The sequence below is a fragment of the Microbacterium paraoxydans genome (genome assembly GCF_019056515.1).
Lineage (GTDB): Bacteria > Actinomycetota > Actinomycetes > Actinomycetales > Microbacteriaceae > Microbacterium.
This window is the reverse complement of record NZ_CP064873.1, coordinates 2,336,122-2,359,830: the sequence shown is the minus strand read 5'-3', so window position 1 is coordinate 2,359,830 and position 23,709 is coordinate 2,336,122. Positions and strand designations below refer to the sequence as shown.

At 71.4% G+C, this 23,709-nt stretch carries 23 protein-coding genes; 11 read left to right on the top strand and 12 right to left on the bottom strand.

From position 1 onward, the window contains the following. Window positions 1-3: 3 nt before the first annotated feature. Window positions 4-444, bottom strand: coding sequence for a succinate dehydrogenase hydrophobic membrane anchor subunit (locus IZR02_RS11505; protein ID WP_025105657.1), 441 nt, complete (start codon window positions 442-444; stop codon window positions 4-6). Continuing rightward, window positions 444-878 (bottom strand): succinate dehydrogenase, cytochrome b556 subunit, encoded by a 435-nt coding sequence (gene sdhC, locus IZR02_RS11500; RefSeq protein WP_081811659.1) that lies wholly within the window; start codon window positions 876-878, stop codon window positions 444-446. The genes IZR02_RS11505 and sdhC overlap by 1 nt, the downstream gene beginning before the upstream one ends. Window positions 879-1,043: 165 nt before the next feature. Between sdhC and IZR02_RS11495 the strand changes: the two genes are divergently transcribed. The 10 genes from IZR02_RS11495 to IZR02_RS11450 all read left to right on the top strand — a co-directional run bounded on the left by IZR02_RS11495 (window position 1,044) and on the right by IZR02_RS11450 (window position 12,538). Beyond that, entirely contained in the window at window positions 1,044-2,159 is a 1,116-nt protein-coding gene (locus IZR02_RS11495) for a mannose-1-phosphate guanylyltransferase (protein ID WP_025105659.1), read from the top strand. Between the two features lie 147 nt (window positions 2,160-2,306). After that, window positions 2,307-3,425 (top strand): BMP family lipoprotein, encoded by a 1,119-nt coding sequence (locus IZR02_RS11490; RefSeq protein ID WP_025105660.1) that lies wholly within the window; start codon window positions 2,307-2,309, stop codon window positions 3,423-3,425. 105 nt (window positions 3,426-3,530) lie between these two features. Next, window positions 3,531-5,045: an ABC transporter ATP-binding protein gene (locus IZR02_RS11485; RefSeq protein WP_025105661.1), complete on the top strand. Its 1,515-nt coding sequence runs from the start codon at window positions 3,531-3,533 to the stop codon at window positions 5,043-5,045. Next, complete coding sequence (locus IZR02_RS11480) at window positions 5,042-6,349, top strand: ABC transporter permease (protein ID WP_025105662.1); 1,308 nt, start codon at window positions 5,042-5,044, stop codon at window positions 6,347-6,349. The genes IZR02_RS11485 and IZR02_RS11480 overlap by 4 nt, the downstream gene beginning before the upstream one ends. Then, window positions 6,349-7,632: an ABC transporter permease gene (locus tag IZR02_RS11475; protein WP_025105663.1), complete on the top strand. Its 1,284-nt coding sequence runs from the start codon at window positions 6,349-6,351 to the stop codon at window positions 7,630-7,632. The genes IZR02_RS11480 and IZR02_RS11475 overlap by 1 nt, the downstream gene beginning before the upstream one ends. 28 nt (window positions 7,633-7,660) lie before the next feature. Beyond that, a complete protein-coding gene (locus IZR02_RS11470) occupies window positions 7,661-8,059 on the top strand; it encodes a cytidine deaminase (RefSeq protein WP_025105664.1) in 399 nt (132 codons plus the stop codon). Continuing rightward, window positions 8,056-9,369, top strand: a complete 1,314-nt coding sequence (locus tag IZR02_RS11465; protein ID WP_025105665.1) for a thymidine phosphorylase — start codon at window positions 8,056-8,058, stop codon at window positions 9,367-9,369. Before IZR02_RS11470 ends, IZR02_RS11465 begins: the two co-directional genes overlap by 4 nt. A 48-nt stretch (window positions 9,370-9,417) precedes the next feature. Then, window positions 9,418-10,533, top strand: a complete 1,116-nt coding sequence (locus tag IZR02_RS11460; protein WP_025105666.1) for an adenosine deaminase — start codon at window positions 9,418-9,420, stop codon at window positions 10,531-10,533. Window position 10,534: 1 nt separating this feature from the next. Further along, window positions 10,535-11,641 (top strand): polysaccharide deacetylase family protein, encoded by a 1,107-nt coding sequence (locus IZR02_RS11455; RefSeq protein ID WP_025105667.1) that lies wholly within the window; start codon window positions 10,535-10,537, stop codon window positions 11,639-11,641. A gap of 27 nt (window positions 11,642-11,668) precedes the next feature. After that, a complete protein-coding gene (locus tag IZR02_RS11450) occupies window positions 11,669-12,538 on the top strand; it encodes a carbohydrate kinase family protein (RefSeq protein WP_025105668.1) in 870 nt (289 codons plus the stop codon). Here IZR02_RS11450 and IZR02_RS11445 read toward each other — a convergent pair. The 7 genes from IZR02_RS11445 to IZR02_RS11415 are packed head-to-tail and all read right to left on the bottom strand — an operon-like array spanning window position 12,535 to window position 18,809. Next, window positions 12,535-13,281, bottom strand: coding sequence for an alpha/beta hydrolase (locus tag IZR02_RS11445; protein WP_025105669.1), 747 nt, complete (start codon window positions 13,279-13,281; stop codon window positions 12,535-12,537). The two genes, IZR02_RS11450 and IZR02_RS11445, sit on opposite strands and share 4 nt — an antisense overlap. A gap of 37 nt (window positions 13,282-13,318) precedes the next feature. After that, complete coding sequence (locus IZR02_RS11440) at window positions 13,319-14,473, bottom strand: mannitol-1-phosphate 5-dehydrogenase (RefSeq protein WP_025105670.1); 1,155 nt, start codon at window positions 14,471-14,473, stop codon at window positions 13,319-13,321. Next, complete coding sequence (locus IZR02_RS11435) at window positions 14,470-14,904, bottom strand: PTS sugar transporter subunit IIA (protein ID WP_025105671.1); 435 nt, start codon at window positions 14,902-14,904, stop codon at window positions 14,470-14,472. The genes IZR02_RS11440 and IZR02_RS11435 overlap by 4 nt, the downstream gene beginning before the upstream one ends. Further along, complete coding sequence (locus IZR02_RS11430; RefSeq protein ID WP_025105672.1) at window positions 14,901-16,535, bottom strand: PTS mannitol transporter subunit IICB; 1,635 nt, start codon at window positions 16,533-16,535, stop codon at window positions 14,901-14,903. The genes IZR02_RS11435 and IZR02_RS11430 overlap by 4 nt, the downstream gene beginning before the upstream one ends. After that, window positions 16,532-18,217: a phosphoenolpyruvate--protein phosphotransferase gene (ptsP, locus tag IZR02_RS11425; protein ID WP_025105673.1), complete on the bottom strand. Its 1,686-nt coding sequence runs from the start codon at window positions 18,215-18,217 to the stop codon at window positions 16,532-16,534. The genes IZR02_RS11430 and ptsP overlap by 4 nt, the downstream gene beginning before the upstream one ends. Then, entirely contained in the window at window positions 18,214-18,495 is a 282-nt protein-coding gene (locus IZR02_RS11420; RefSeq protein WP_025105674.1) for an HPr family phosphocarrier protein, read from the bottom strand. Before IZR02_RS11420 ends, ptsP begins: the two co-directional genes overlap by 4 nt. Beyond that, entirely contained in the window at window positions 18,492-18,809 is a 318-nt protein-coding gene (locus IZR02_RS11415; protein ID WP_025105675.1) for a PTS sugar transporter subunit IIB, read from the bottom strand. Before IZR02_RS11415 ends, IZR02_RS11420 begins: the two co-directional genes overlap by 4 nt. A 163-nt stretch (window positions 18,810-18,972) precedes the next feature. Between IZR02_RS11415 and IZR02_RS11410 the strand changes: the two genes are divergently transcribed. Then, window positions 18,973-20,895 carry a BglG family transcription antiterminator gene (locus IZR02_RS11410; RefSeq protein WP_025105676.1) on the top strand — a complete coding sequence of 641 codons (1,923 nt, stop codon included), beginning with the start codon at window positions 18,973-18,975 and terminating at the stop codon, window positions 20,893-20,895. A 3-nt stretch (window positions 20,896-20,898) separates the two neighbouring features. On the opposite strand, the gene IZR02_RS11405 is transcribed toward IZR02_RS11410, so the two are convergent. From IZR02_RS11405 to IZR02_RS11395, 3 genes are read right to left on the bottom strand one after another with little or no spacing between them, the layout of a single operon-like run. Next, on the bottom strand, window positions 20,899-21,162 hold the full coding sequence (locus tag IZR02_RS11405; RefSeq protein WP_025105677.1) for an HPr family phosphocarrier protein: 264 nt from the start codon (window positions 21,160-21,162) through the stop codon (window positions 20,899-20,901). Window positions 21,163-21,164: 2 nt separating this feature from the next. After that, window positions 21,165-22,835 carry a phospho-sugar mutase gene (locus IZR02_RS11400; protein WP_025105678.1) on the bottom strand — a complete coding sequence of 557 codons (1,671 nt, stop codon included), beginning with the start codon at window positions 22,833-22,835 and terminating at the stop codon, window positions 21,165-21,167. Further along, window positions 22,832-23,665 carry a purine-nucleoside phosphorylase gene (locus tag IZR02_RS11395; protein WP_025105679.1) on the bottom strand — a complete coding sequence of 278 codons (834 nt, stop codon included), beginning with the start codon at window positions 23,663-23,665 and terminating at the stop codon, window positions 22,832-22,834. The genes IZR02_RS11400 and IZR02_RS11395 overlap by 4 nt, the downstream gene beginning before the upstream one ends. Window positions 23,666-23,709: the final 44 nt, after the last annotated feature.

Sequence of the window (23,709 nt, the reverse complement as noted above, 5' to 3'; positions counted from 1 at the left end):
CTTCTAGCCCTGCGCCTGGCAGGTCTCCCACAGCGTGCTCGACTCGGTCACACCCAGGCACGGGTCGAACGTGAAGACGACCAGGGTGCCGAGGAGGATGAGCAGGCCCGCGGCCAGGCCGAGGGCCCAGACGAGCGCCTTGCGCGCGGTCGGGTTGGTCACGTAGTCGTTCACGATCGTCCGCATGCCGTTGGCACCGTGGATGAGTGCGAGCCAGAGCATCAGCACGTCCCACCACTGCCAGAACGGGGTGGCGAACTTGCCGGCGATGAAGGCGAAGTCGAGGGCGTGGATGCCCTCGCCGACCATGAGGTTCACGAAGAGGTGGCCGAAGATCAGCACGACGAGCACGACGCCCGAGACGCGCATGAAGACCCAGCCCCACTTCTCGAGGTTGACGCCGCGCTGGCGACGGGCGGGAGCGGCGACGGTCTGGGCGGTCATCAGTGTCCTCCTCCGAAGCCGGCGAACGCGAGCATCAGGTGGCGCGGGACGAAGCCGGCCATGATGACGCCCCACACGAGCAGCACGCCCCAGAAGAGCTGGCGCTGGTACTTGGCGCCCTTCGACCAGAAGTCGACGGCGATGATGCGCAGGCCGTTCATGGCGTGGAAGACGATGCCCGCCACGAGGACGACCTCGCCGATCGCCATGACCGGGTTCTTGTATGTGCCGATGACCGCGTCGTACGCCTCCGGCGACACCCTGATCAGCGCCGTGTCGAGCACGTGCACCAACAGGAAGAAGAAGATGGCGACTCCGGTGATGCGGTGAAGCACCCACGACCACATGCCTTCGCGACCCCGATAGAGGGTGCCGCGGGGGGTCTTGGACGTGGTTTCCGAAATCGACGGTGTCAAGCGAGCGCTTGTGGACACGGTCGTCCTCCCTGGATCGATGTGTTTCGGTCGCGTGCGCTGCTTCGTCCACATCTGGCCTGGAGGAGGGTCAGGCACGCCCGATCGGTGTCCATCCTATTCCCGCGCGGACGCCCCGGGCGACGAAGGGGAGCCTAAGTCGGACCCGCCGCTACGCTGGCCTGCATGAGCGAGCCGATCGAAGACTTCTACGCGGTCATCCCTGCCGGCGGCATCGGCAGTCGGCTGTGGCCGCTGTCCCGGGCGGACGCCCCGAAGTTCCTGCACGATCTCACCGGGTCCGGGCATTCGCTGCTGCGCGACACGTGGGACCGTCTGGAGCCGCTCGCCGGTCCGGACCGGATCGCGGTGGTCACCGGGCGCGCGCACCGGGCGGCGGTGGAGGCGGAGCTGCCGGGGATCGCCGACCTCAACGTCTTCCTGGAATCCGAGCCCCGCGAGTCCGCGGCGGCGATCGGGCTGGCGGCGGCCGTGCTGCACCGGCGCAACCCGGACGTCATCATCGGCTCGTTCAGCGCCGACCACGTCATCCGGGGCACGCGGGTCTTCGAGTTCGCCGTCCGCGACGCCGTCGAGGTCGCGAGGGAGGGCTACATCTGCACGATCGGCATCGCGCCGACCGAGCCGGCGGTCGGCTTCGGCTACATCAAGAAGGGGCCGGAGCTGGTCGTCGAGCGCGCCAGGGAGGCGGCCCTCGTCGAGAGCTTCGTCGAGAAGCCGGATCTGGAGACGGCCAAGGCCTACCTCGCCGAGCGCACCTATCTGTGGAACGCGGGCATGTTCATCGCGAAGGCGAGCGTCCTGCTGGACGAGCTCGCGGCCAACGAGCCTGCTCTGCACGCCGGTCTGCTCGAGCTCGCCGAGGCCTGGGACGACCGGGAGCTCCGCGGGCCGGCCGTCGACCGCATCTGGCCGCGGTTGAAGAAGATCGCGATCGACTACGCCGTCGCGGAGCCGGCGGCGCGGCGCGGGCGCCTCGCCGTGGTCCCCGGGCACTTCGACTGGGATGACGTGGGGGACTTCGCGTCACTGACGAAGCTCATCACGAACGGCCGCAAGAACGACCTCGCCGTCCTCGGACCCCGCGCCCGGGTGCTCACCGACGCGGCCAGCGGCATCCTCGTCAGCCAGACCAGCCGCGTGATCAGCCTCGTCGGCGTGCAGGACATCGTCGTGGTCGACACCCCCGACGCGCTCCTGGTCACGACGGTCGAGAACGCGCAGCGGGTGAAGGGCGTGGTGGAGTCGTTGAAACTCAACGGACAGGGCGACGTGCTCTGATGAGCATCGGTCCGTGCTCATCGGCAGGGTTGATTTCAGCTTTGTAACCATTGGCCCGGCCGCCCGGGGCCGACGTGCACGAACGTCGAAACACTAGGTAACTTTGATCGATCCGCGATGGCCGCGGGTTCGTTGAGGGAGGCATCCGTGACCATCTCCACCACCAAGAAGCTGCTCGGCGCGACGGTCGCCGCCGGTGTCGTCTTCGCTCTTGCCGGCTGCGGTCAGGCGCCGACCGACGAGTCCGAGGGCGGATCCGCCCCCGTCGACTCCGACTTCAAGCCCTGCCTCATCTCCGACGCCGGCGGCTGGAACGACAAGTCGTTCAACCAGTCGGCCAAGGAGGGCATGGACAGCGCCGCCGACGAGCTCGGCATCAAGCCGCTGGAGTTCGAGTCCGCGAACGACAACGACTACGCGCCGAACCTCGAGACCGCCGTCTCCGAGGGCTGCTCGCTCATCGTCTCGGTCGGCTTCAAGCTGTCCGCCGCCACGGTCGAGTCCGCGCTCGCGAACCCCGACATCGACTACGCGATCATCGACGACTGGGCCGACAACGACTTCGACGGCACCACCGACGCGCCGAACATCAAGCCCCTCGTCTTCGACACCGCCCAGGCCGCCTACCTCGGTGGCTACGCGGCGGCCGCCTGGTCCGCGGAGGCCGGTGTGAACAAGGTCGGCACCTTCGGCGGCATGCAGATCCCGTCGGTCGCGGTCTTCATGGACGGCTACCAGCTCGGCGTCGAGAAGTACAACGAGGACAAGTCGGCCGACGTCCAGGTCTTCGGCTGGGACGCCGAGACCCAGAAGGGTTCCTTCACGGGTGGCTTCGACGCCAACGACACGGCCAAGCAGACCGCCCAGGGCGTGCTCGACCAGGGCGTCGACGTCATCCTCCCCGTCGGCGGCCCGGTCTACCAGAGCGCCGCAGCGGCGATCAACGACAGCGGCAAGGACACGCTGATGCTCGGTGTCGACAGCGACCTCGCCGTCGCTGACCCCAGCGTCGCCGACATCACGCTCGTCTCGATCATGAAGGCCATCGACGTGGCCGTCCGCGACGCGACGCTCGCGGCCGCCGCCGGCGAGTTCGACCCGGAGCCCTACATCGGCACGCTCGAGAACGAGGGCGTCAAGCTCTCCGGCTTCGGCGACTTCGAGGCAGACCTGCCCGAGGGCCTGACGGACGAGCTGTCCGCTCTGCAGGAGCAGATCATCTCCGGTGACATCACGGTGGAGTCCGAGAACTCTCCCACCCGCTGAGTCGGAGCCGTACCCAGCACGGGGCGAGTGGCGCAGGCTGCCACTCGCCCCGCACTGTGGGCGGCGACGATTCTCCTCGGTGACTCTTCTGGATAAGGTGCAGATATGAAGCTCGAACTTCGCGGCATCACCAAGCGATTCGGCAGCCTCGTGGCGAACGACCACATCGATCTCGTGGTCGAACCCGGTCAGATCCACGCTCTCCTCGGCGAGAACGGCGCAGGCAAGTCGACGCTGATGAACGTGCTCTACGGCCTGTATCAGGCCGACGAGGGCGAGATCCTCCTCGACGACGTCGTGCAGCACTTCCGCGGCCCTGGCGACGCGATGGCCGCCGGCATCGGCATGGTGCACCAGCACTTCATGCTCGTGCCGGTGTTCACGGTGGCCGAGAACGTCATGCTCGGGCACGAGCAGACCAAGGGCCTCGGCACGCTCGACATCGCGAAGGCCCGCGAGCACGTGCGCGCGGTCGCCGCGCGGTTCGGGTTCGACATCGATCCGGACGCCGTCGTCGGCGACCTGCCGGTGGGTGTGCAGCAGCGCGTCGAGATCATCAAGGCGCTGTCCCGCGACGCCAAGGTCCTCGTCTTCGACGAGCCGACCGCGGTGCTGACGCCGCAGGAGACCGACGAGCTCATGGCCATCATGCGCCAGCTCCGAGACGAGGGCACCGCGATCGTCTTCATCACGCACAAGCTGCGCGAGGTGCGCGAGGTCGCCGACCGCATCACGATCGTCCGGCTCGGTCGGGTGGTGGGGGAGGCCTCGCCGACCGCCACCAACGCCGAACTGGCCTCGCTGATGGTCGGCCGCGCGGTCGAGCTGACCGTGCACAAGGAGGCTCCGCGGCTGGGCGAGGGCGGCCTGGAGGTCCGCAACCTCCGCGTGCTCACCGCCACCGGAGCGATCGTCGTCGACGACGTCGACTTCACCGTGCGACCCGGCGAGGTCCTCGCCGTCGCCGGTGTGCAGGGCAACGGCCAGACCGAGCTCGTCGAGGCCATCGTGGGCCTCGCCGCACGCGTCGAGGGGAACATCATTCTCGACGGCACCGAGCTCGTGGGCAAGAGCGTCCGCGGCATCCTCGACGCCGGCGTCGGGTTCGTCCCGGAGGACCGCACCGAGGACGGCCTCGTCGCCGGATTCTCGGTCGCCGAGAACCTCATCCTCGACCGCTCAGACGATCCCGCGTTCAGCCGGGCCGGGACGCTGCGCCGCGGCGCCCTGGAGGACTTCGCCAAGGAGCGCATCGCGGAGTACGACATCCGCACGCAGGGCCCGGACACTCCCGCGGGCACTCTCTCCGGAGGCAACCAGCAGAAGGTCGTGATCGCCCGCGAGATGAGCCGCGAACTGCGGCTCTTCGTCGCGGCGCAGCCGACCCGCGGGGTGGACGTGGGCTCGATCGAGTTCATCCACAAGCGCATCATCGAGACGCGGGACGCGGGCATCCCCGTGATCGTCGTCTCTACCGAGCTCGACGAGGTCGCCGCCCTCGCCGACCGGATCGCGGTCATGTACCGCGGCACCATCGTCGGCATCGTCCCCGGTGACACGCCCCGGGAGACACTCGGACTCATGATGGCCGGAGCGGCCGATGCGGAGGTGACCGCGTGAGCGGCGCGACACCCGGTGCAGGAGACGTCACGAAGGGGCTGCCTCCCGAGCAGCTCCCGCCCAGCACGGGCCTCGCGGACGAGGTACCCCCGCCTCCGCGCGGCAACGTCGTCCTCAAGGAGATCCTCCGCGGCAGCGCCGTCACGACGATCCTGGCGATCGTCCTCGCGCTCATCGTCGGCGGCATCCTCATCGCCTTCACCAACGAAGACGTGCAGAAGGCCTCCGGGTACTTCTTCGCCAAGCCGAGCGACACGTTCGTCGCGGCCTGGAACGCGGTCTACAACGGCTACGAGGCGCTGTTCCGCGGAGCGATCTTCAACGCCCGCGGCGCCGACTTCGCCGCGCAGATCCGTCCGCTGACGAACACGCTGGGCTTCGCGGCTCCGCTGATCGCCGCAGGTCTGGGCGTCGCGCTCGCCTTCCGCGTCGGTTTGTTCAACATCGGCGCCCGCGGTCAGATGCTCGTCGGCGTCGCGATCGCGGCCCTGCTGACCTTCAACCTCGACCTGCCGATCTGGTTCCACCTCCCCGTCACGCTGCTTGCCGGTATCGCCGGCGGGGCGCTCTGGGGCGGCATCGCCGGTCTCATCAAGGCACGCACGGGCGCGCACGAGGTGATCCTCACGATCATGCTCAACTACATCGCGTACTACCTGCTGCTGTGGATGATCCGCACGCCCGGGCTCCTGCAGAAGCCGGGGACCAACCAGGCGCTCGGCTCGGCCACGCCGGAGAGCGCGCAGTTCCCGACCCTGCTCGGCCCGCAGTTCCCGCTGCTCGACCTCGGCTTCGTCATCGTGGTCATCGCGACGGTGTTCGTGTGGTGGCTCATCGAGCGCTCCTCGCTGGGCATGCGCATGCGCGCGGTGGGGGAGAACCCGCACGCCGCTCGCGCCGCGGGCATCAGCGTCAAGCGCGTCTACGTCTACGCGATGCTCTTCGCGGGTGCCCTCGCCGGCCTCGCCGGGATGAACCAGCTCCAGGGCGCCGTCACCACCGGCGTCACCGAGACCATCGACGCCGGCATCGGCTTCGACGCCATCACGGTCGCCCTCCTCGGGCGCAGCCGCGCCTGGGGGACCTTCGCGGCCGGAATCCTGTTCGGTGCCCTCAAAGCGGGCTCGTTCTCGATGCAGGCGCAGGACATCCCCGTCGACATCGTGCTCGTCGTGCAGTCGCTCGTCGTGCTGTTCATCGCTGCGCCGCCGCTGCTGCGCACGGTGTTCTTCCTCCCCAAGTCCGACGCAGAGAAGGCGGCCAAGGCGAGAGCCAAGGCCGCGAAGAAGGCGGTGACGGCATGATGTCGCTCGTGCAGACCGAAGCCGCCGACGGCACGGTGCAGCTCGCCACCGTCCGGGAGCGCCACCTCAAGGCGCCGATCAGCCTCGCGGTCGTCACCGCGCTGCTGGCGGTGCTCTTCCTCGCCGTGCCGCGCAGCGGTATCAGCACCTTCCGCCTGGGGGACCGCACGTCGGCCTTCGAGCTCCCCGACGTGGGGCTGCCCACCGCGCCGACCTTCTGGGTCGTCTTCGCCGTGCTCGTCGTCCTCACGGTCGGGGCCTTCCTCCGGGCATGGACGTACCGGGCGCCGTCGATCTGGCTCATCGTCGCCTATGGCGTGCTCGCCGTCTTCGCGTTCCTCGTCTGGGCCGCGGCCGGGGGTCTCGTCCCCGTCACGAGCCTGCTGTTCGGTGCGGTGTCGCTGTCGGTGCCGCTCGTGTTCGGCGCGCTCGGCGGTGTCATCGGCGAGCGGGCCGGTGTCGTCAACGTGGCCATCGAGGGGCAGCTGCTCCTCGGCGCGTTCTCGGCGGCGCTCCTGTCCAGCATCACCGGCAACGCCTTCGTGGGCCTCATCGGCGCCATGATCGGCGGCGTTCTCGTCGCGAGCGTGCTGGCGGCGTTCGCGATCAAGTACCTCGTCGAGCAGGTCATCGTCGGTGTCGTCCTCAACGTCCTCGTCACCGGCCTCACGGGCTTCCTCTACGGCGCGCTCCTCGCCCCGAACGAGGCCGAACTGAACACCCCGGTGCGCTTCTCCCGCATCGAGATCCCGGTGCTGAGCGACATCCCGATCATCGGTCCGGTGCTCTTCAACCAGACCTTCATCGTGTACCTCATGTTCATCACCGTGGCCGTCGTCGCGTGGGGCCTGTACCGCACCAAGTGGGGCCTGCGCCTCCGCGCCGTGGGCGAGCACCCGCAGGCGGCCGACACGGTCGGCATCCGGGTCAACCCGACGCGGTTCTGGAACGTGCTGCTCGCGGGCGCGATCGCCGGCATCGGCGGCGCGTACTTCACCCTCGTCTCGGTCCCGCAGTTCGGCAAGGAGATGACGGCCGGGCTCGGCTTCATCGCCCTCGCCGCGGTGATCTTCGGACGCTGGGACCCGATCCGCGCGACGCTCGCCGCCCTGCTCTTCGGATTCGCGACGAACCTGCAGAACCTGCTCTCGATCCTGAAGACGCCGATCCCCGGCGAGTTCATGCTCATGCTGCCGTACGTGGTCACGCTGCTCGCGGTCGCCGGGTTCGCCGGACAGATCCGGGGTCCTGCCGCCAGCGGCAAGCCGTACATCAAGTCGTAGAACCCGCAGGGAAGAAGGAACCATCACCATGACGGACATCGACTGGGACGAGCTGCGCCAGGTCGCCGCGGAGGCCATGACCAAGGCGTACGCGCCGTACTCGCGCTACCGCGTGGGGGCGGCGGCGCTCGTCAGCGACGGGCGGATCGTGGCCGGCTGCAACGTCGAGAACGCCTCGTACGGCGTCACGCTGTGCGCCGAGTGCGCGCTCGTGGGCGACCTGTTCATGTCCGGCGGCGGCCAGCTCGTCGCCTTCGTGTGCGTGAACAACGACGGCGAGACCATCATGCCCTGCGGCCGATGCCGGCAGCTGCTGTTCGAGCACGCCGTACCCGGCATGCTGCTGGAGACCGTCTCCGGCATCCGCACGATCGACGAGGTGCTGCCCGATGCGTTCGGGCCGCGCGACCTGGAGGAAGCACGATGACCGCTGGACAGGCTCAGGGAGCCATCGAGCCGTTCGACGCGGTCGATGTGATCCGGGCCAAGCGCGACGGGGGCGTCGTGCCCGAGCCCGCTCTGCGGTGGATGGTCGACGCCTACACGCGCGGCTATGTGTCCGACGCGCAGATGGCCTCCTTCGCGATGGCGATCTTCCAGCGCGGCATGGAGCGCGACGAGATCCGCGTGCTCACCGATGCGATGATCGCGTCCGGCGAGCGGATGAGCTTCGCGACCCTCGGCAAGAAGACCGTGGACAAGCACTCCACGGGCGGCGTCGGCGACAAGATCACCCTGCCGCTCGCGCCGCTTGTCGCCTCGTTCGGCGTGGCGGTCCCGCAGCTCAGCGGCCGCGGTCTCGGCCACACCGGCGGGACGCTCGACAAGCTGGAGTCGATCCCCGGCTGGCGCGCGGCGCTCAGCAACGAGGAGATGTTCGCGCAGATGCAGGGTGACGTCGGGGCCGTGATCTGCGCCGCGGGCTCTGGTCTCGCTCCCGCCGACAAGAAGCTCTACGCGCTCCGCGACGTGACCGGCACCGTGGAGGCCATCCCGCTGATCGCCTCCAGCATCATGTCGAAGAAGATCGCCGAGGGGACCGACGCCCTCGTCCTGGACGTGAAGTTCGGCTCCGGCGCCTTCATGCAGGACATCGACCGCGCCCGCGAGCTCGCCCGCACGATGGTCGCGCTCGGCACCGACTCCGGCGTCGCCACCACGGCGCTGCTGACCGACATGAACGTCCCGCTGGGCCGCGCGATCGGCAACGCCAACGAGGTCCGCGAGTCGGTCGAGATCCTCGCCGGCGGGGGACCCGCCGACGTGCGGGAGCTGACCATCGCGCTCGCCAGGGAGATGCTCGCCCTGGCCGGCCGGCCCGATGCGGACGTGGAGGCGGCGCTGGACGAGGGCCGCGCCATGGACACCTGGAAGGCGATGATCCGCGCCCAGGACGGCGACCCCGACGCGGCCCTCCCGGTCGCGCGGGAGACGCACGTCGTCACGGCGCCCGCGGACGGCGTCGTGACCCGGATGGACGCGCTCCCCTTCGGCATCGCCGCGTGGCGTCTCGGCGCCGGCCGCGCGCGGGCCGACGACCCGGTGATCTTCGAGGCGGGCATCGACCTGCACGCGAAGCCGGGCGACCGGGTCGCCGCCGGGCAGCCGCTGTTCACCCTGTCGGCGGCGGACGAGGCGCGCTTCCCCCGGGCCATCGAGGCACTCGAAGGGGCCTGGGAGCTCGGCGACGAGGCGCCGACCGTGGGTCCGATCGTCCGCGAGCGCATCACGGCGTGAGGCCCGGGCGCTAGCCTGGACGGACACCCCGCGACCGAGAGGATCCCCATGTCGATCGATGCGAACGGCGACGTCGCCATCCAGGGCGTCTCCCTGCGGAGTCTGCCGAAGGTGTCGCTGCACGACCACCTGGACGGCGCCGTGCGTCCGGCCACGATCATCGAGCTCGCCGACGCGATCGGTCTCGACCTCCCGGCCTCCGACCCGGCGGCGCTCGGCTCCTGGTTCGCGAAGAAGAGCGACGCAGGGTCGCTGGAGGAGTACCTGAAGACCTTCGAGCTCACCACCGCGGTCATGCAGACCCGGGAGGGACTGACCCGGGTGGCGCGCGAGTTCGTGCAGGACCTCGCGGCCGACGGCGTCATCTACGGCGAGGTGCGCTGGGCACCGGAACAGCACCAGGCCGGCGGTCTCTCGCTGGAGGACGCCGTCGAGGCCGTGCAGCAGGGGATCGAGGAGGGCGAGGACGCGGCGGACCGGGACGGTCGCAGCATCCGCGTCGGACAGCTCCTGACCGCCATGCGGCACACCGACCGCGCCAGGGAGATCGCCGAGCTCGCTGTGGACTTCCGCGGACGGGGGGCCGTCGGCTTCGACATCGCCGGACCCGAGGACGGCTTCCCGCCGTCCGACCACCGCGCGGCATTCGACTACCTCGCCGAGAACTTCTTCCCGGTGACCGTGCACGCGGGCGAGGCGGCGGGCCTCGCCTCGATCCGCTCGGCCCTGCTGGACGGTCGTGCGCTCCGGCTCGGACACGGCGTCCGCATCGCGGAGGACCTCGAGGTCGTCACGCAGGAGGGCGACGAGGTGCAGGTGCGCTTCGGCGACCTCGCGCGCTGGGTGCGCGACCGGGAGATCCCGCTGGAGCTCTCCCCGTCGTCGAACCTGCAGACGGGGGCCGTCGCCGCGTGGGGCAAGACGCTCGCCGATCACCCGTTCGACCTGCTCTACCAGCTCGGCTTCGCGGTGACCGTGAACGTGGACAACCGCACCATGAGCGCCACCTCGCTCACTAGGGAGCTGGCTCTCCTCGTGCAGACCTTCGAGTACGACCTCGACGACCTCGAGGCCTTCCAGTTCAACGCCGCCGCCGCGGCCTTCCTCCCCGTCGAGGAACGGGAGGAACTCGTCGAGATGATCGCCGAGGGCTTCGACACCTGACATGCGCTCCGGGGGGAGGTCGTCGCGGTCACGAGCCGGACTCGTCGGCGCGCTCGTCGCCGTCGTCATCGTCGGAGGGGCCGTCGCGGCGTTCGCGGGGCTCCATCGCACGCCGGAGGAGCGGATTCCGAAGGCCCAGGGCACCGTCGCGGCGCCTCCGCTCACGCCGTCGCAGCAGATCCTGGCGGACGCGGACGATCCCCGCGCGTGCGCGGTCACCTTCCGCGGCGACGGGGCGCCGACCGCGCCGATGCTGCAGCTCCAGGACGAGCCGTATCGGGGGCTGCCGATCCCGCGGCTCGACGGCCGGGTGTTCGCGGGCTGGTACGCCAGCGCCGACGCTGCCGCCGCCTTCACGGTGGAAGCTCGGGTGAACGGCGCGGATCCGGTCGCGTGCGAGCAGCAGCAGACGGAGCTCTTCGCCGCCTGGAAGACGCCCGAGGAGAACGCGGCCGAGGGCGTGCGCGTGCCCATCCTGATGTACCACCAGTTCACGGCCGACCCGGCGGGGGAGAAGGGGTGGCTTCGCGGCAATTACGCGTACATCGGCGACTTCGAGGCGCACATGGCGCACATCGCGACCACCGGCTTCTATCTGCCGACCTGGGACGAGCTCAGCGCGTTCATCGACGGGCGGCTCTCCCTCCCGGCGCGGAGCGTCATCATCGCCGACGACGACGCCGATCAGACGTGGTTCGACCTCGCGGTGCCGGTGGTGGACGCGCACCGGCTCCTCAGCACCTCGTTCATGGTCACGGCCTATCGTCAGGACCCCGCGCCCTCGCCGTGGGTCCAGCGGCGCTCGCACACCCATGACATGCATCAGGCGGGCGAGGACGGCAGGGGACGCATGGTCAACGGGACGCCCGCGCAGATCGCCGCCGATCTCACCACGTCGGGGGACGTGCTCGGCGTCCGCGAGGTGGTGGCCTACCCGTTCGGCCACTACGACGACACGGCGAAGGAGGGCGTCCGCCAGGCGGGCTACGAGCTGGCGCGGACCATCGATCCCGGATACGTGGTGATCGGGACGGACAAGCTGGCCCTCCCCGTCGTGCGCATCGACTACGGAATGGGCCTGGATGCCCTGGTGTCGCGCATCGGGTGACCCCGCACGAGGCGCGAGGATGAGGGCATGCCCGCTTCCGTCTTCCTCGCCGGTCCCGCCTCCTGGAACCGCATGGTCCTCCTCGACCGACTCCCCGAGCCCGTGCCGCACATGCAGTTCGCGCAGGCGAGCTGGGAGACGGTCGGCGGCACGAGTGCGGGCAAGGCGCTGAGCCTGACGGCGCTCGGCCGATCCGTCGTGCTGCATGCCGTCGCCGGGGAGGACGAGGAGGGGCACCGGGTGCGTGCGGCACTGGAGGCGGCCGGGGTGGTCGCGCAGTGGACGGACGGCACCACGGAGCGGCACCTCAACCTCATGACGGCGCAGGGCGACCGGGTGTCGCTGTACCTCTCCACTCCAGCGGAGACGACAGGCGCGGACGACGCCGCGCACGCCGCCGAGATGGCCGCGGCCGACGCCGTCGTGCTCGATCTGGCCGCCGAGCCGCGGCGGCTGCTCCCGCTCGCGGCGGCCAGTGGCACGCCGCTCTGGGTCGACGTGCACGACTACGACGGCGTCGACGGGTACCACCGGCCCTTCCTGGCGGCGGCCGCGGCGGTCTTCTGCAACGCGGATCGGCTGGCCGCGCCGGTGGAGTTCCTCCGCGCCGTCGTCGCGGAGGGAGCGGCGTTCGCGGTGTGCACGCTCGGCGCGGAGGGAGCGGTCGCGGTCGGAGCGGACGGCGCCGAGCTGCGGGTGCCCGCGCTGCCGACCACCGTCGTCGACACCAATGGCGCGGGCGACGCGTTCCTGGCCGGAGTCCTCGACGCGCGGCTGGCGGGGGCGGACCTGGCGTCGGCGCTCTCGGCGGGCGCGCGGTCTGCCGCCGGGGTCCTCACCACCCGGCACCTGCATCCGCTGCTCGACCCCATCCTCGGGGATCCGCGGGCGGCCTAGGGAGCGATCTGCTCCAGGAAGCCGCCGACGACCTCGGTGACCTCGGCGTGCATCTCCTCGTCGTCGATGGTCGGGGTACCGTCACCGGACTGGGGGCCGTAGTCGCCGAAGGAGGCGTGGGAGGCGCCGTCGATCTCGACGAACTCGGCGTCCGCGGGGAGCTCGGAGCGGGCGTCCGCGATCTTCTCGGGTGTGGAGAGGCCGTCCTCACTGCCGGAGACGCTGAGCACCGGGAGGCCGGTTCCGGCGAGGTCGGTCGCGCAGTAGGAGGCGAAGAGGACGAGGGCATCGGCGTCCGTCGCGAGCTGGCAGGCGCGCACCCCGCCGAGGGAGTGACCGCCCACGGCCCAGGTGTCCACGTCGGGCGCGGCACTCGTGAACGAGCCGAGGCCGCGGGGATCGAAGAAGGCGAGGTTGAGCCAGGGCCGCGTGATCACGACCGTGGTGCCCTCCTCCGCGATCCCCTGGAGGATCGAGGCGTAGGCCCACGGGTCGACCTTCGCCCCCGGGATGAAGACGAGTCCGCGGTCCGAGGCGCCGTCCGCCGGCTCCAGGACGATCCCCTCCTCGGCATCGGTCACCGTGATCGCGGGGTTCTCCCGGACGGCGGCGAGCGGTTCGGGCTCCGCGGCCATGACGCCGACCTGGCTCCACACGAGGATCCCGCCGACGGCGAGCACGAGGACGATCACCACACTCCACAGGACTCGTCTCAGGACGCGGCGTCGGGGCTTCTGCTGCACAGCAGCAACGCTACTCCCGCCCGGACGCCGCGTCCGCTCAGCCGGCGAGTGCCGCCTGACGGAGCGCCACCGCGTCGCGGACGGCGGCGAAGAGCGGGTGCTCCGGATCGAGCCCCGTGGCGCGGACGGTGAAGCCTGCCGGGTCTTCGGAGCGGAGGAGCGTCTGCAGCTCGACCGCCTGCTCGTCGGCAGGGTCGTCGAACTCCAGCGCGGCGGCGACGGCAGCCACGAGCGCGTCCGTCGACAGCCCGTGCTCGGCGGCCATCGCCGCGGGACCGATGAAGCGCTCGTGCCGGGAGATCTTCCGCAGCGGCTGCCGGCCGACGCGCTGCACGGTGTCCACCAGTGCGGGATTGCGGAACCGTTCGAGGATGGTCGCGCGGTACTGCGCGAGCTCCGCGGGATCGAGACCGTGTTCGACGACCAGCACCGCCGAGGTCTCCTCCAGGGCGGCGGAGACCTGCGCGGCGATCGCCTCGTCCGCGAGGGCGTCCGAGATCCGCTCGATGCCCGCCCGTGCACCGAAGTACGCGGTGGCGGCATGACCGGTGTTCACCGTGAAGAGCTTGCGCTCGATGTACGGAGCGAGGTCGTCGACGAAGTGGGCGCCGGGGATGCGCGGCGGAGTGTCGCCGAACGGCCGGGCCTCGATCGCCCACTCGAAGTACGGCTCCACCGTGACGTCGATGCCGCCGCCCTCCGGCTGCGCGGGCACGATCCGGTCGACGGCGGTGTTCGCGAACACGGCGCGGCCGAGCAGCGTATCGGCATCCGGCCCCGCCGCGGCGACGATCTCCTGCCGCAGCTGATCGGTGGCGCCGATGGCGTTCTCGCAGGCCATCACCTGCAGCGGCGCGGCCTCGGGGGAGCGCAGCGCGAGTCCGGCGACGATCGACGGGGCGACGAACCGCAGCACGGTGGGGCCCACGGCGGTCGTGACGACGTCGGCCGTCGCCACCTCCTCCGCGACCACGGCGGGGTCCGTGCGGCTGTTCACCGCACGGAACCCGGAGACGACGTGGTCGGTCCCTCCGGGGCCGGCTTCGTGCACGGTGTACGAGTCCGCCCGGTCGATCGCCTCCACGAGCGCGTCCGCGACGTCGCTGAACACGACCTCGTAACCGCCCTCGTGCAGGAGCAGGCCGACGAAACCGCGCCCGATGTTGCCCGCCCCGAAGTGGACCGCCTTCATCCCTCGTTCACCTCCGAGAGGAGAGCGAACAGCTCGTCCGGCGTCGCCGCCGCTTCCAGCCGGGCGACGTCGTCCTCCTCGGAGAAGAGGATCGCGATGCGCGACAGGATGTCGAGGTGCTCGTCGCCGACGCCGGCGATGCCGATCACGAACCGCGCCTGCTCGCCGTCCCAGTCGACGCCGCCGTCGTAGCGGACGACGGAGAGGGCGGAGGCGAGGATGGCGTCCTTCGCCTCGTTCGTGCCGTGCGGGATGGCCAGGCCGTTGCCCATGTACGTCGACACCGTCTCCTCGCGCTGGCGCATCGCGTCGACGTACGCCGGGGTCACCGCACCGGCGGCGACGAGGATGTCCGTCGCCTCCTGGAGGGCGTCGTCGCGCGACGCGCCTCCCGGGTGGATGCGGACCTGCTCGGCAGTGAGAACGCTCATTCTTCGTCCTTTCGCTGTTCCTTGACCATCTCGACGACCTCGTCGTACTTCGGCGAGTTCATGAAGTTGTCCACCGACACGTGCAGGGAGTCCGGCGACTTCGCCGTGGCCCGGTCGGTGAGCTGCTGCTGCGTGATGACCACGTCGGCGGCGCCGTCGAGATTGGCGATGGCGGCGTTCGTGACGGTGACGCCCTCGATGCCGGCCTTCTTCAGCTTGTTGCGGAGCACGCTGGCACCCATGGCGGACGAGCCCATGCCGGCGTCGCACGCGAACACGATGGTCTCGATCGGGGCCGCCGCGACGGCGGTGGTGGCGGGAGCCGGCGTGGTCTCCGGAGCCGTCGTCGCGGTCGAGGTGCGCAGGGCGTCCATCGCCGCGGACGACTTGCCCTTGTTCGCCTCGGTCTGTGCGATGGCCGCCCCGAACGCGTCGCCCTCGGCGGCGAGGTCGCGCTTGCGCGAGGCCCGCAGGATGACGCCGGTGATGAGGAACGTCACGGTCGCCGCGATGATGACCGACAGGTAGACGACGAGGAGGTTGGCGACGCCGGGGCCGATGGCCGCGGCGGTCACGGCGATGATGCTGCCCGGGGCCGCCGGGAAGGCGAGCCCGCCGCCGAGGACCATGTTGGTGGTCACACCGGCCGCTCCACCCGCGATGAGAGCGAGGATCGTGGTCGGCTTGCTGAGCGCATACGGGAAGTAGATCTCGTGGATGCCGCCGAAGAACTGGATGATGGCGGCACCGGGAGCGGAGGCCTTCGCCGCGCCGACCCCGAAGAAGGTGAAGGCGAGCAGCAGACCGAGGCCGGGGCCGGGGTTCGCCTCGATGAGGAAGAGGATCGACTTGCCCGTCTCCGCGGCCTGCTCGATCCCCAGCGGGGTGAACACGCCGTGGTTGATGGCGTTGTTGAGGAACAGCACCTTGGCCGGCTCGACGATGATCGACACGAGCGGCAGCAGGTTGAGCGAGACGAGCCAGTCGACGGCCGCCCCCAGCGCGGCGCTGATGCCGAGCATGACCGGGCCGAAGGCGAAGAACCCGACGATGGCGAGGATCATGCCCAGGATGCCGGCGGAGAAGTTGTTGACGAGCATCTCGAAGCCGGGGCGGATCTTGCCGTCCCACAGCTTGTCGACCTGCTTCATGATCCAGGCGGCGATCGGGCCCATGATCATGGCGCCGAGGAACATCGGGATGTTCGTCCCGACGATCACGCCGACGGTCGCGATCGTGGCGACCACGCCGCCGCGCTCGCCGTAGACCATGCGTCCGGCCGTGTTCGCGATCAGGAGGGGCAGTAGGTAGGTGACCATCGGGCCGACCAGGCCCACATAGGCCAGGATGTTGCCGTCCGCGCCTTCGGCGACCGCGGTCATCGCGCCCTGCCAGCCGAGGACGGCGGAGTCGCCGCCGCCGCCGATGATCTCGGCGACGCCGGCCCAGTGCCAGCCGAACGGGCTCTCGGCCCCGAAGAAGCCCTTCGGGATGAAGAGCATCGTGATGAAGCCCCAGGCGATGAAGGCCGCGATGTTCGGCATGATCATGCCGGAGAGGAACGTGCCGAAACGCTGCACGCCCACGCGGAGGCCACCGGGGGCGGTGGCGGCGGGTGACGTCGTCGTCATGATGTGGTCTCTTTCTGATGAGGGGGGAGTGCCGCGGCGAGGGTCGCCGCAGCGGTGCGGGCGGAGGGGGCGTCGTCCGCGTCGAGCGCGGCTTCCGCGAGACGGAGGGCATCGTCGCGAGTCCGGGCGGCGAGCGCCTGGCGGACGTCGGCGAGGGCGGACGGTGCCATGGACAGGCTCGTCGCACCGAGGCCCACGAGGACGACGGCGAGCAGCGGATCGGCCGCGGCCTCGCCGCAGATGCCGACGGGCTTGCCGAGACGGGCACCGGCCGCGCCGACCTCGCGCACCAGGCGCAGCACCGCGGGGTGCCAGGGGTCCTGGAACGACGCGACGGAGCCGAGGAGGCGGTCCGCAGCCATCGTGTACTGCGTGAGGTCGTTGGTGCCGATGGACGCGAAGTCGGCGTGCGCGAGCACCCGGTCGGCGAGCAGGGCGCTGGAGGGCACCTCGACCATGACGCCGGCCGTCTTCAGTCCGTACTCGCGGGCGAGGCCGGTGAAGTACACGGTCTCCTCGACGGTGGCCACCATGGGTGCCATGACCCACAGGTCGGCGTCGGTCGCGGCCTCGGCTTCGGCCAGCGCGGTCAGCTGCTCGCGGAGGATGTCCTCGCTCGCGCGGAGCGCCCGCAGGCCGCGCAATCCCAGGGCCGGGTTCTCCTCGTGGGCGTCGTTGAGGAAGGCCAGCGGCTTGTCGGCCCCCGCGTCGAGCATCCGCACGACGACCTTCTTGCCGGGGAAGGCCTCCAGGAGTTCGCGGTAGGCGTCCCGCTGCTGGGCGACCGTCGGGGCCTGCGACGCGGAGAGGAACAGGAACTCCGTCCGGAACAGGCCGACGCCCTCGGCCCCCCGCGCGACCGCGTCGGCGGCGTCGGCGGGCTTCCCCAGGTTCGCGAGCAGCGCGACCGGCGTGCCGTCGGCGAGCGCGCCGGGGGTGAGCGGGGCGTCGTCGGCGGCGCGGCGGGCGGCGGCGCGCTCGGCGGCGCGGGCGCGCTCGTCATCGGTTGGCTCACGGGTGATGACTCCCGCGGCCGCGTCGACGATCACGGTCTCCCCGGTCGTCAGGGCGTGGCCGTCGCCCACGCCGACCACGGCCACGATGCCCTTCTCCCTGGCGAGGATCGCCGTGTGGGAGGTCGGGCCGCCGTCGATGGTGACGAGGGCGAGCACCTGGTCGAGGTTCAGCAGCGCGGTGTCGGCGGGCGCGAGGTCGCGCGCCACGAGGACGAACGGGTGCCCAGGGTCGGGCACGCCGGGGGCCTCCACGCCGCGCAGCCGGGCGAGCACCCGCTGCGCGATGTCGTCGAGATCGGCGGCGCGCTCGCCGAGGTACCCGCCGACGGCCTCGAGCGTGGCCCGGAAGCCGGCGAAGGCGTCGTGCACGGCCCACTCCGCGGTGGCGCCGGCGTCGATCCTGCTGTCGACCTCGTCCTGCAGGGTGGGGTCCTCGGCGATCATCGCCTGCGCCTCGAGCACCTCCTGCGCCGCACCACCGGCGGCCTCGCCGCGCTGGGTCAGCTCCTGCGCCACGACGGCGACGGCCTCGCGGACCCGCGCACGCTCGGTGTCCGCCCCCGCGGTGCTCGGCGTGTTCTCGGGCGCGGGCAGCGCCTCGGTCATGCGGACGACCGGTCCCTGCGCGACGCCGAGACCGATGCCCACCCCTCGCAGCGCGCTCATCCGGCGGCGTCCTGGTCGTGGTCGGTGGTCAGCAGCTCGGTGAGCGTGTCCAGGACCCCCTCTGCGCCGTGGCCGTCGGCCGTGAGCGTCACGTAGTCGCCGTGCTCGATGGCCAGGGCGATCACCCCGAGGATGCTCGCGGCGTTGACCGGCTTGCCGGAGTCCTTGGCGATCGTGACCGCGAGGCCGGAGTCCTTCGCGGCCTGCGCGAAGATCTTGGCGGGCCGGGCGTGCAGTCCATGCGAGGAGCCGATGCGGACGGTGCGGGTGGCGGTCATGGTGTTCCTTTCGGGGCCCCGCCGGCAGCGGCGAGGGTCGACTGGGCGAGGAGAAGCGTGCGGCCGCCGTCGCGATCGGCGAACACGTCATCCGGCAAGACCGCGACGGGCGCGCGGGTCAGGTCGCGGATGGCGCCGAGGCGCTCGCGGAGGTGTGGGCCCACGAGGACGAGGTCGTGCCCTCCGAGGGAGACGGTGCTCTCGACGCCGGCGTCCGCGTCCCAGTCCAGTCCCGCCGCGGCGGCGGCGGTGCGCAGGCGCTGGGCGACGAACGTGCTCGACGCGCCGGCGCCGCAGACCACGAGAATCCTCATCGATGTCACCTTCCTGAGAACAGTCTGGGAAACCGGGCCGCGGTGGCACCAACACGTTCTCTTCCGCCCCTGCGGAACCCTCCTCGCCGCGCCCGTGTCGCCGGAGGCTGTCATCATGGAGAGCAGTCGGACAGTGCCGTCAGCACGGGAACTCGGAGGGATCATGTCGCGCCAGCGTCAGGACCAGCTCCTCGCCGCCCTGCTGCGCGAGGAGGGCTGGGCGACCGCGGGCACGCTGGCCGACCTCCTCGGCGTGACCCCCCGGAGCATCCGTTCCTACGTCGCGGCCCTGAACGCCCGCACGCCCGGTGCCGCCGTCGTCGAGTCCGGCCCGGCGGGCTATCGGGCGGGCCCCGGTGCCCGCGGTGCGCTCCGGGTGCGGCAGGGCGGCGACTCGGCGCCCCGCGAACGGCTGCACGCCCTGGTCCGGCTGCTGCTGGACGCGGAGGAGGGGATCGACGTCTTCGACACCGCGGACGCCCTGCATGTGAGCGAGGCGACGCTGGAGGCGGACCTCGTGCGGGTGCGCGGCCTCCTCGACGGCACCGACCTGACGCTCGAACGCGCACGGGAGCGGGTGCGGCTCCGCGGAGACGAGGCCGCCCAGCGCCGCCTGCTCAGCCGCCTCGCGCACGACGAGATGGACGACGCCTCCTTCCACCCCGAGATCTTCCGGCGGGCCCTCTCCGGCACGGCGGTGGATGCGCGGGCGGTGGGACCCTTCAAGTCCGCCCTGGTGGGCGAGCTCGGCGAGCTCGGCTACTACGTCAACGAACTCGCGATCGCCGACGTGCTGCTGCACATCGCGATCGCCGCCGAGCGGGTGGCCGCCGGGCGCGCCCTCGACGCGCCGCCGGTGGGAGCCCGACCGGAGATCCCGCGGGTGGGCGCGGTGATCGCCCGCCTCGCGGCCGAGCACTTCGCCGTGGTCCTGGGCGAGGGCGACAGCGGTCACCTCGCCTCCCTGGTCCTCACCCGGATCGTCGCCCCCGGCGGCGAGGCGGCGCAGGAGCTCGCCCGCAGCGGCGTCGCCCCGGACGTGGAGGCGGCGGTCCGGGCGGAGATCGCGCGGGCCGCGGAGGACTACCGTGTCGACCTCGTCGACGAGACCTTCGTGCTCCGTCTCGCGCTGCACGTGCAGAACCTCCTGCGCCGCGCCGAGGAGAGCGCCCTCACCCGCAATCCGCTGACCCGCTCGCTGAAGACGACCTACCCGATGATCTTCGAGGTCGCGGTGTCGATCGCGAGCGGTCTGCACGACCGGCTCGGCACGCCCATCCACGACGACGAGATCGCCTACATCGCCATGCACGTCGGGGGACGGCTGGAACGGAGCCGCAAAGCGGAGTCCATCCTCACCGCGACCATCGTCTGCCCCGGCTACTACGAGCTCCACGAACTCCTGCGCTCGAGCGTGGACCGTTCCCTGGGCTCCGCGATCGAGGTCACCAGCGTCGTCACGAACGTCGACCCGGACTGGGCGTCGTTCGACACCGACCTCGTGCTGAGCACGATCGAGCCCGGGGCCTCCGGCGACCGGTTCGTGCGCATCCAGCCGTTCCTCACGGACGCGGACGTCGACCGCATCCAGCAGGCCGCCGGGCGTCTGCGCCGGGGGCGGCGGCTGGCCCGGCTCCGAGAGGAGCTCGCGCGCTACTTCCACCCCGACGCCTTCGTGCATCCTCTTCCGGACGACGGGGAGGAGGCCATCATCCGGCGGCTCGGCGCGCCGCTCGTGCGGGCCGGCCTGATCGGCGACGACTACGTGGAGAACACGATCGTCCGGGAGCGCATGTCCTCCACGGCGTTCACCGACGCGCTGGCCGTGCCTCATGCGCTGCAGATGACCGCGGCCCGCACGGCGATCGCACTCGGCGTGGCGGAGGGGTCGGCGGCCTGGGGCGAGGGACGCGTGCAGGTCGTCGCGCTGGCCGCCTTCAGCGAGAGCGACCGCGCCGCCTTCCAGACCGTGTTCGAGCAGCTCGTGGAGGTGTTCAGCGAGCGCGAGAGCGTGCAGCGGATCGTCCGGCGCAGCGCGACCTTCGAGGGCTTCCTCGACGAGCTCGTCGCCGTGATCGACGGCTGAGGCTCAGGCGTCGGGGGCCAGCACCAGGGCGAGCTGGTCGAGGACGCTCTCCGATGCCGGGCCGGCCGGCGTCTCCAGCGTCACGACGTCTCCGGGCGCGAGGGCGAGGTCCATCACCGCGAGGACGCTGCGCAGATCCACGGCCGCGCCGTCCGCGGTGCGCAGCGTGACCGGGAGCTCGTGCGCCTGCGCGAGGCGCACGAGCTCCGCGACCGGTCGTGCGTGCACGCCGTTGTGGGCGCTGACGACGACGTGGCGGACGGGCATGGTCAGGAGCGCTCGTCCAGGAGGACCCGGACGCCCGCCTCCAGCTCGGCGACGGCCGTTGCGGCCGCCTCGGCGGAATCACCCGTGGCGTCGATGTACACCTTGAGCTTCGGCTCCGTGCCGCTCGGCCGGACGATCACCCGCGAGCCGTCCGAGAGCCGGTACCGCAGCACGTCTCCGGAGGGCTGCCCCGGAGCGCTCTGCAGCAGGTCCTCGGCCGACGCGATCGAACGCCCTGCGATCTGCGTGGGCGGAAGCGAGCGCAGCGACAGCATCACCGTGCCGATGAGCGACAGATCCGCCACCCGGACCGACACCTGCGCGCTCGCGAAGTGCCCGTACGTGTCGCCCACCTCGCGGACGAGGTCGGCGAGGGTGAGCCCGCGCTCCTGGGCCTCGGCGGCCAGGCCGAGCACGGCGACCGCGGCGGAGATGCCGTCCTTGTCGCGCACGGTCTCGGGGTTGACGAGGTAGCCCAGGGCCTCCTCGAAGCCGAAGACGATGCCAGGGGCCCGGGAGATCCACTTGAACCCGGTGAGCGTCTCGTGGAAGTCCAGCCCGTGCTGCGCGGCGATGGCGCCGAGCCCGGGGGAGGAGACGAGCGAGCAGGCGAGCGAGGCGCCCGGGGTGCCGTCCGCGGCGCGCGCGGCGCGGGCACCGAGCAGCAGGCCGACCTCGTTGCCCGTGAGACGGCGCCAGCCGTCCGCGGAGGTCTCGTCCGGGATGGCCACGGCGAGGCGGTCGGCGTCCGGATCGTTCGCGAGGATGAAGTCCGCCTTCGCCCTCCTGGCCCTGGCGAACGCGAGATCCATGGCCCCCGGCTCCTCCGGGTTCGGGAAGGAGACCGTGCGGAACGTCGCGTCCGGATGCAGCTGCTCGTCGACCACGATCGGTCGCGGGTAGCCGGCGGCATCGAGGATGCGGGCGACCGTCTCCCAGCCGACGCCGTGCATCGCGGTGTAGACCCAGCGCAGGCGGCGGGCCCCCGCGGGCGCCGGGGCGACGGCGGCGGTGGCGGCGACGTAGGCCTGGACGAGATCCTCGCCCGCGGTCTCGTAGGCGGTGGACCGCGGCAGAGCCCGCACGTCGCCGCTGTCCGCGACCCGCTGGATGTGGGCGGCGATCTCGGCGTCGGCGGGAGCGACGATCTGCGAGCCGGCATCCGCGCCGCCGAGGTACACCTTGTAGCCGTTGTCGTCCGGCGGGTTGTGGCTCGCGGTCACCATCACGCCCGCATCGGCGCCGAGGTGCCGCACGGCGAAGGCCAGCACGGGCGTCGGCAGCAGGCGGGGGAGCAGGATCGCGCGCAGGCCGGCCCCGGCGAACAGTTCCGCGGAGTCCTGGGCGAACACCCGGGAGTTCCGGCGTCCGTCGTAGCCGATCACGACCGTCGGCGTCGCCCCGGCGGCCCGCTCGCGCAGGTACGCCGCGAAGCCCGCCGCGGCCTGGGAGACGAGCACCCGGTTCATCCGGTTGCTCCCAGCCCCGAGGGCGCCGCGCAGTCCCGCCGTCCCGAACGCGAGACGGCTGCCGAAGCGGTCGTCGAGCTCCGCCACGGCGGCCTCGTCCCCGGAGGCGGCCCGGGTGACGATGCCGGCGAGCTCGTCGCGGGTCTGCGGATCCGGGTCCTGGCGGAGCCAGGCGCGGGCCTGGGCGAGCCGCTCCTCGCTCACAGGGCCTCGACCACCCGGGCCAGCAAGGCGGAGATCACCGGCTCCGCCTCGCGTCCGGCTTCGATGACCTCGGCGTGGCTGAGCGGCGTCTGCTGGATGCCGGCGGCGAGGTTCGTGATGAGCGAGAACCCGAGGATCTCCATGCCGGCCTCGCGCGCGGCGATCGCCTCGAGCGCGGTGGACATGCCGACGATGTGCCCGCCGATGTGCTTCGCCATCTGCACCTCGGCCGGTGTCTCGTAGTGCGGGCCGCGGAATTGCGTGTAGACGCCCTCGTCGAGCGTGGGGTCGACCGTGCGGGCGATGTCGCGCAGGCGCTTCGCGTACAGGTCGGTGAGGTCGATGAACGTCGCGCCCTCGAGCGGGGAGTCGGCGGTGAGGTTGATGTGGTCGCTGATGAGCACGGGCTGACCGGGCTTCCACGTCTCGCGGATGCCGCCGGCGCCGTTGGTGAGGACCATGATCTTCGCCCCGGTCGCCGCGGCGGTGCGGACGCTGTGCACGACCCGGCGCACGCCGTGGTTCTCGTAGTAGTGCGTGCGGGCGCCGATGACGAGGACGTTCTTCCCGCCCGGCGTCCGGATGCTGCGCAGGGTGCCGACGTGGCCCTCCAGAGCGGGCTTCGAGAATCCGGTGACCTCGGTCGCGGGGATGGTCGCGACGGTCTCGCCGATGAGGTCGGCCGCCTTGCCCCAGCCGCTGCCGAGCGTGAGGGCGATGTCGTGCTTCTCGACGCCGGTCAGCCGCGCGATGTCGGCGGCGGCTTCGGCTGCGACCTCGAACGGGTTCGCAGCGGGGTCGTCGAGGGGGTTGCTGTGGGTTTCAGGCATGGATCCACTCTAGGAAGTGGCAGGCTCCGGTGCCAGGATTGCGG

Bases quoted from the DNA above. Each gene is read 5' to 3' on its own strand.
- IZR02_RS11505 (WP_025105657.1), bottom strand. From the start codon at position 444: ATGACCGCCCAGACCGTCGCCGCTCCCGCCCGTCGCCAGCGCGGCGTC.
- IZR02_RS11495 (WP_025105659.1), top strand. From the start codon at position 1,044: ATGAGCGAGCCGATCGAAGACTTCTACGCGGTCATCCCTGCCGGCGGC.
- IZR02_RS11485 (WP_025105661.1), top strand. From the start codon at position 3,531: ATGAAGCTCGAACTTCGCGGCATCACCAAGCGATTCGGCAGCCTCGTG.
- IZR02_RS11475 (WP_025105663.1), top strand. From the start codon at position 6,349: ATGTCGCTCGTGCAGACCGAAGCCGCCGACGGCACGGTGCAGCTCGCC.
- IZR02_RS11470 (WP_025105664.1), top strand. From the start codon at position 7,661: ATGACGGACATCGACTGGGACGAGCTGCGCCAGGTCGCCGCGGAGGCC.
- IZR02_RS11465 (WP_025105665.1), top strand. From the start codon at position 8,056: ATGACCGCTGGACAGGCTCAGGGAGCCATCGAGCCGTTCGACGCGGTC.
- IZR02_RS11460 (WP_025105666.1), top strand. From the start codon at position 9,418: ATGTCGATCGATGCGAACGGCGACGTCGCCATCCAGGGCGTCTCCCTG.
- IZR02_RS11455 (WP_025105667.1), top strand. From the start codon at position 10,535: ATGCGCTCCGGGGGGAGGTCGTCGCGGTCACGAGCCGGACTCGTCGGC.
- IZR02_RS11450 (WP_025105668.1), top strand. From the start codon at position 11,669: ATGCCCGCTTCCGTCTTCCTCGCCGGTCCCGCCTCCTGGAACCGCATG.
- IZR02_RS11440 (WP_025105670.1), bottom strand. From the start codon at position 14,473: ATGAAGGCGGTCCACTTCGGGGCGGGCAACATCGGGCGCGGTTTCGTC.
- IZR02_RS11435 (WP_025105671.1), bottom strand. From the start codon at position 14,904: ATGAGCGTTCTCACTGCCGAGCAGGTCCGCATCCACCCGGGAGGCGCG.
- IZR02_RS11430 (WP_025105672.1), bottom strand. From the start codon at position 16,535: ATGACGACGACGTCACCCGCCGCCACCGCCCCCGGTGGCCTCCGCGTG.
- ptsP (WP_025105673.1), bottom strand. From the start codon at position 18,217: ATGAGCGCGCTGCGAGGGGTGGGCATCGGTCTCGGCGTCGCGCAGGGA.
- IZR02_RS11420 (WP_025105674.1), bottom strand. From the start codon at position 18,495: ATGACCGCCACCCGCACCGTCCGCATCGGCTCCTCGCATGGACTGCAC.
- IZR02_RS11415 (WP_025105675.1), bottom strand. From the start codon at position 18,809: ATGAGGATTCTCGTGGTCTGCGGCGCCGGCGCGTCGAGCACGTTCGTC.
- IZR02_RS11410 (WP_025105676.1), top strand. From the start codon at position 18,973: ATGTCGCGCCAGCGTCAGGACCAGCTCCTCGCCGCCCTGCTGCGCGAG.
- IZR02_RS11405 (WP_025105677.1), bottom strand. From the start codon at position 21,162: ATGCCCGTCCGCCACGTCGTCGTCAGCGCCCACAACGGCGTGCACGCA.
- IZR02_RS11395 (WP_025105679.1), bottom strand. From the start codon at position 23,665: ATGCCTGAAACCCACAGCAACCCCCTCGACGACCCCGCTGCGAACCCG.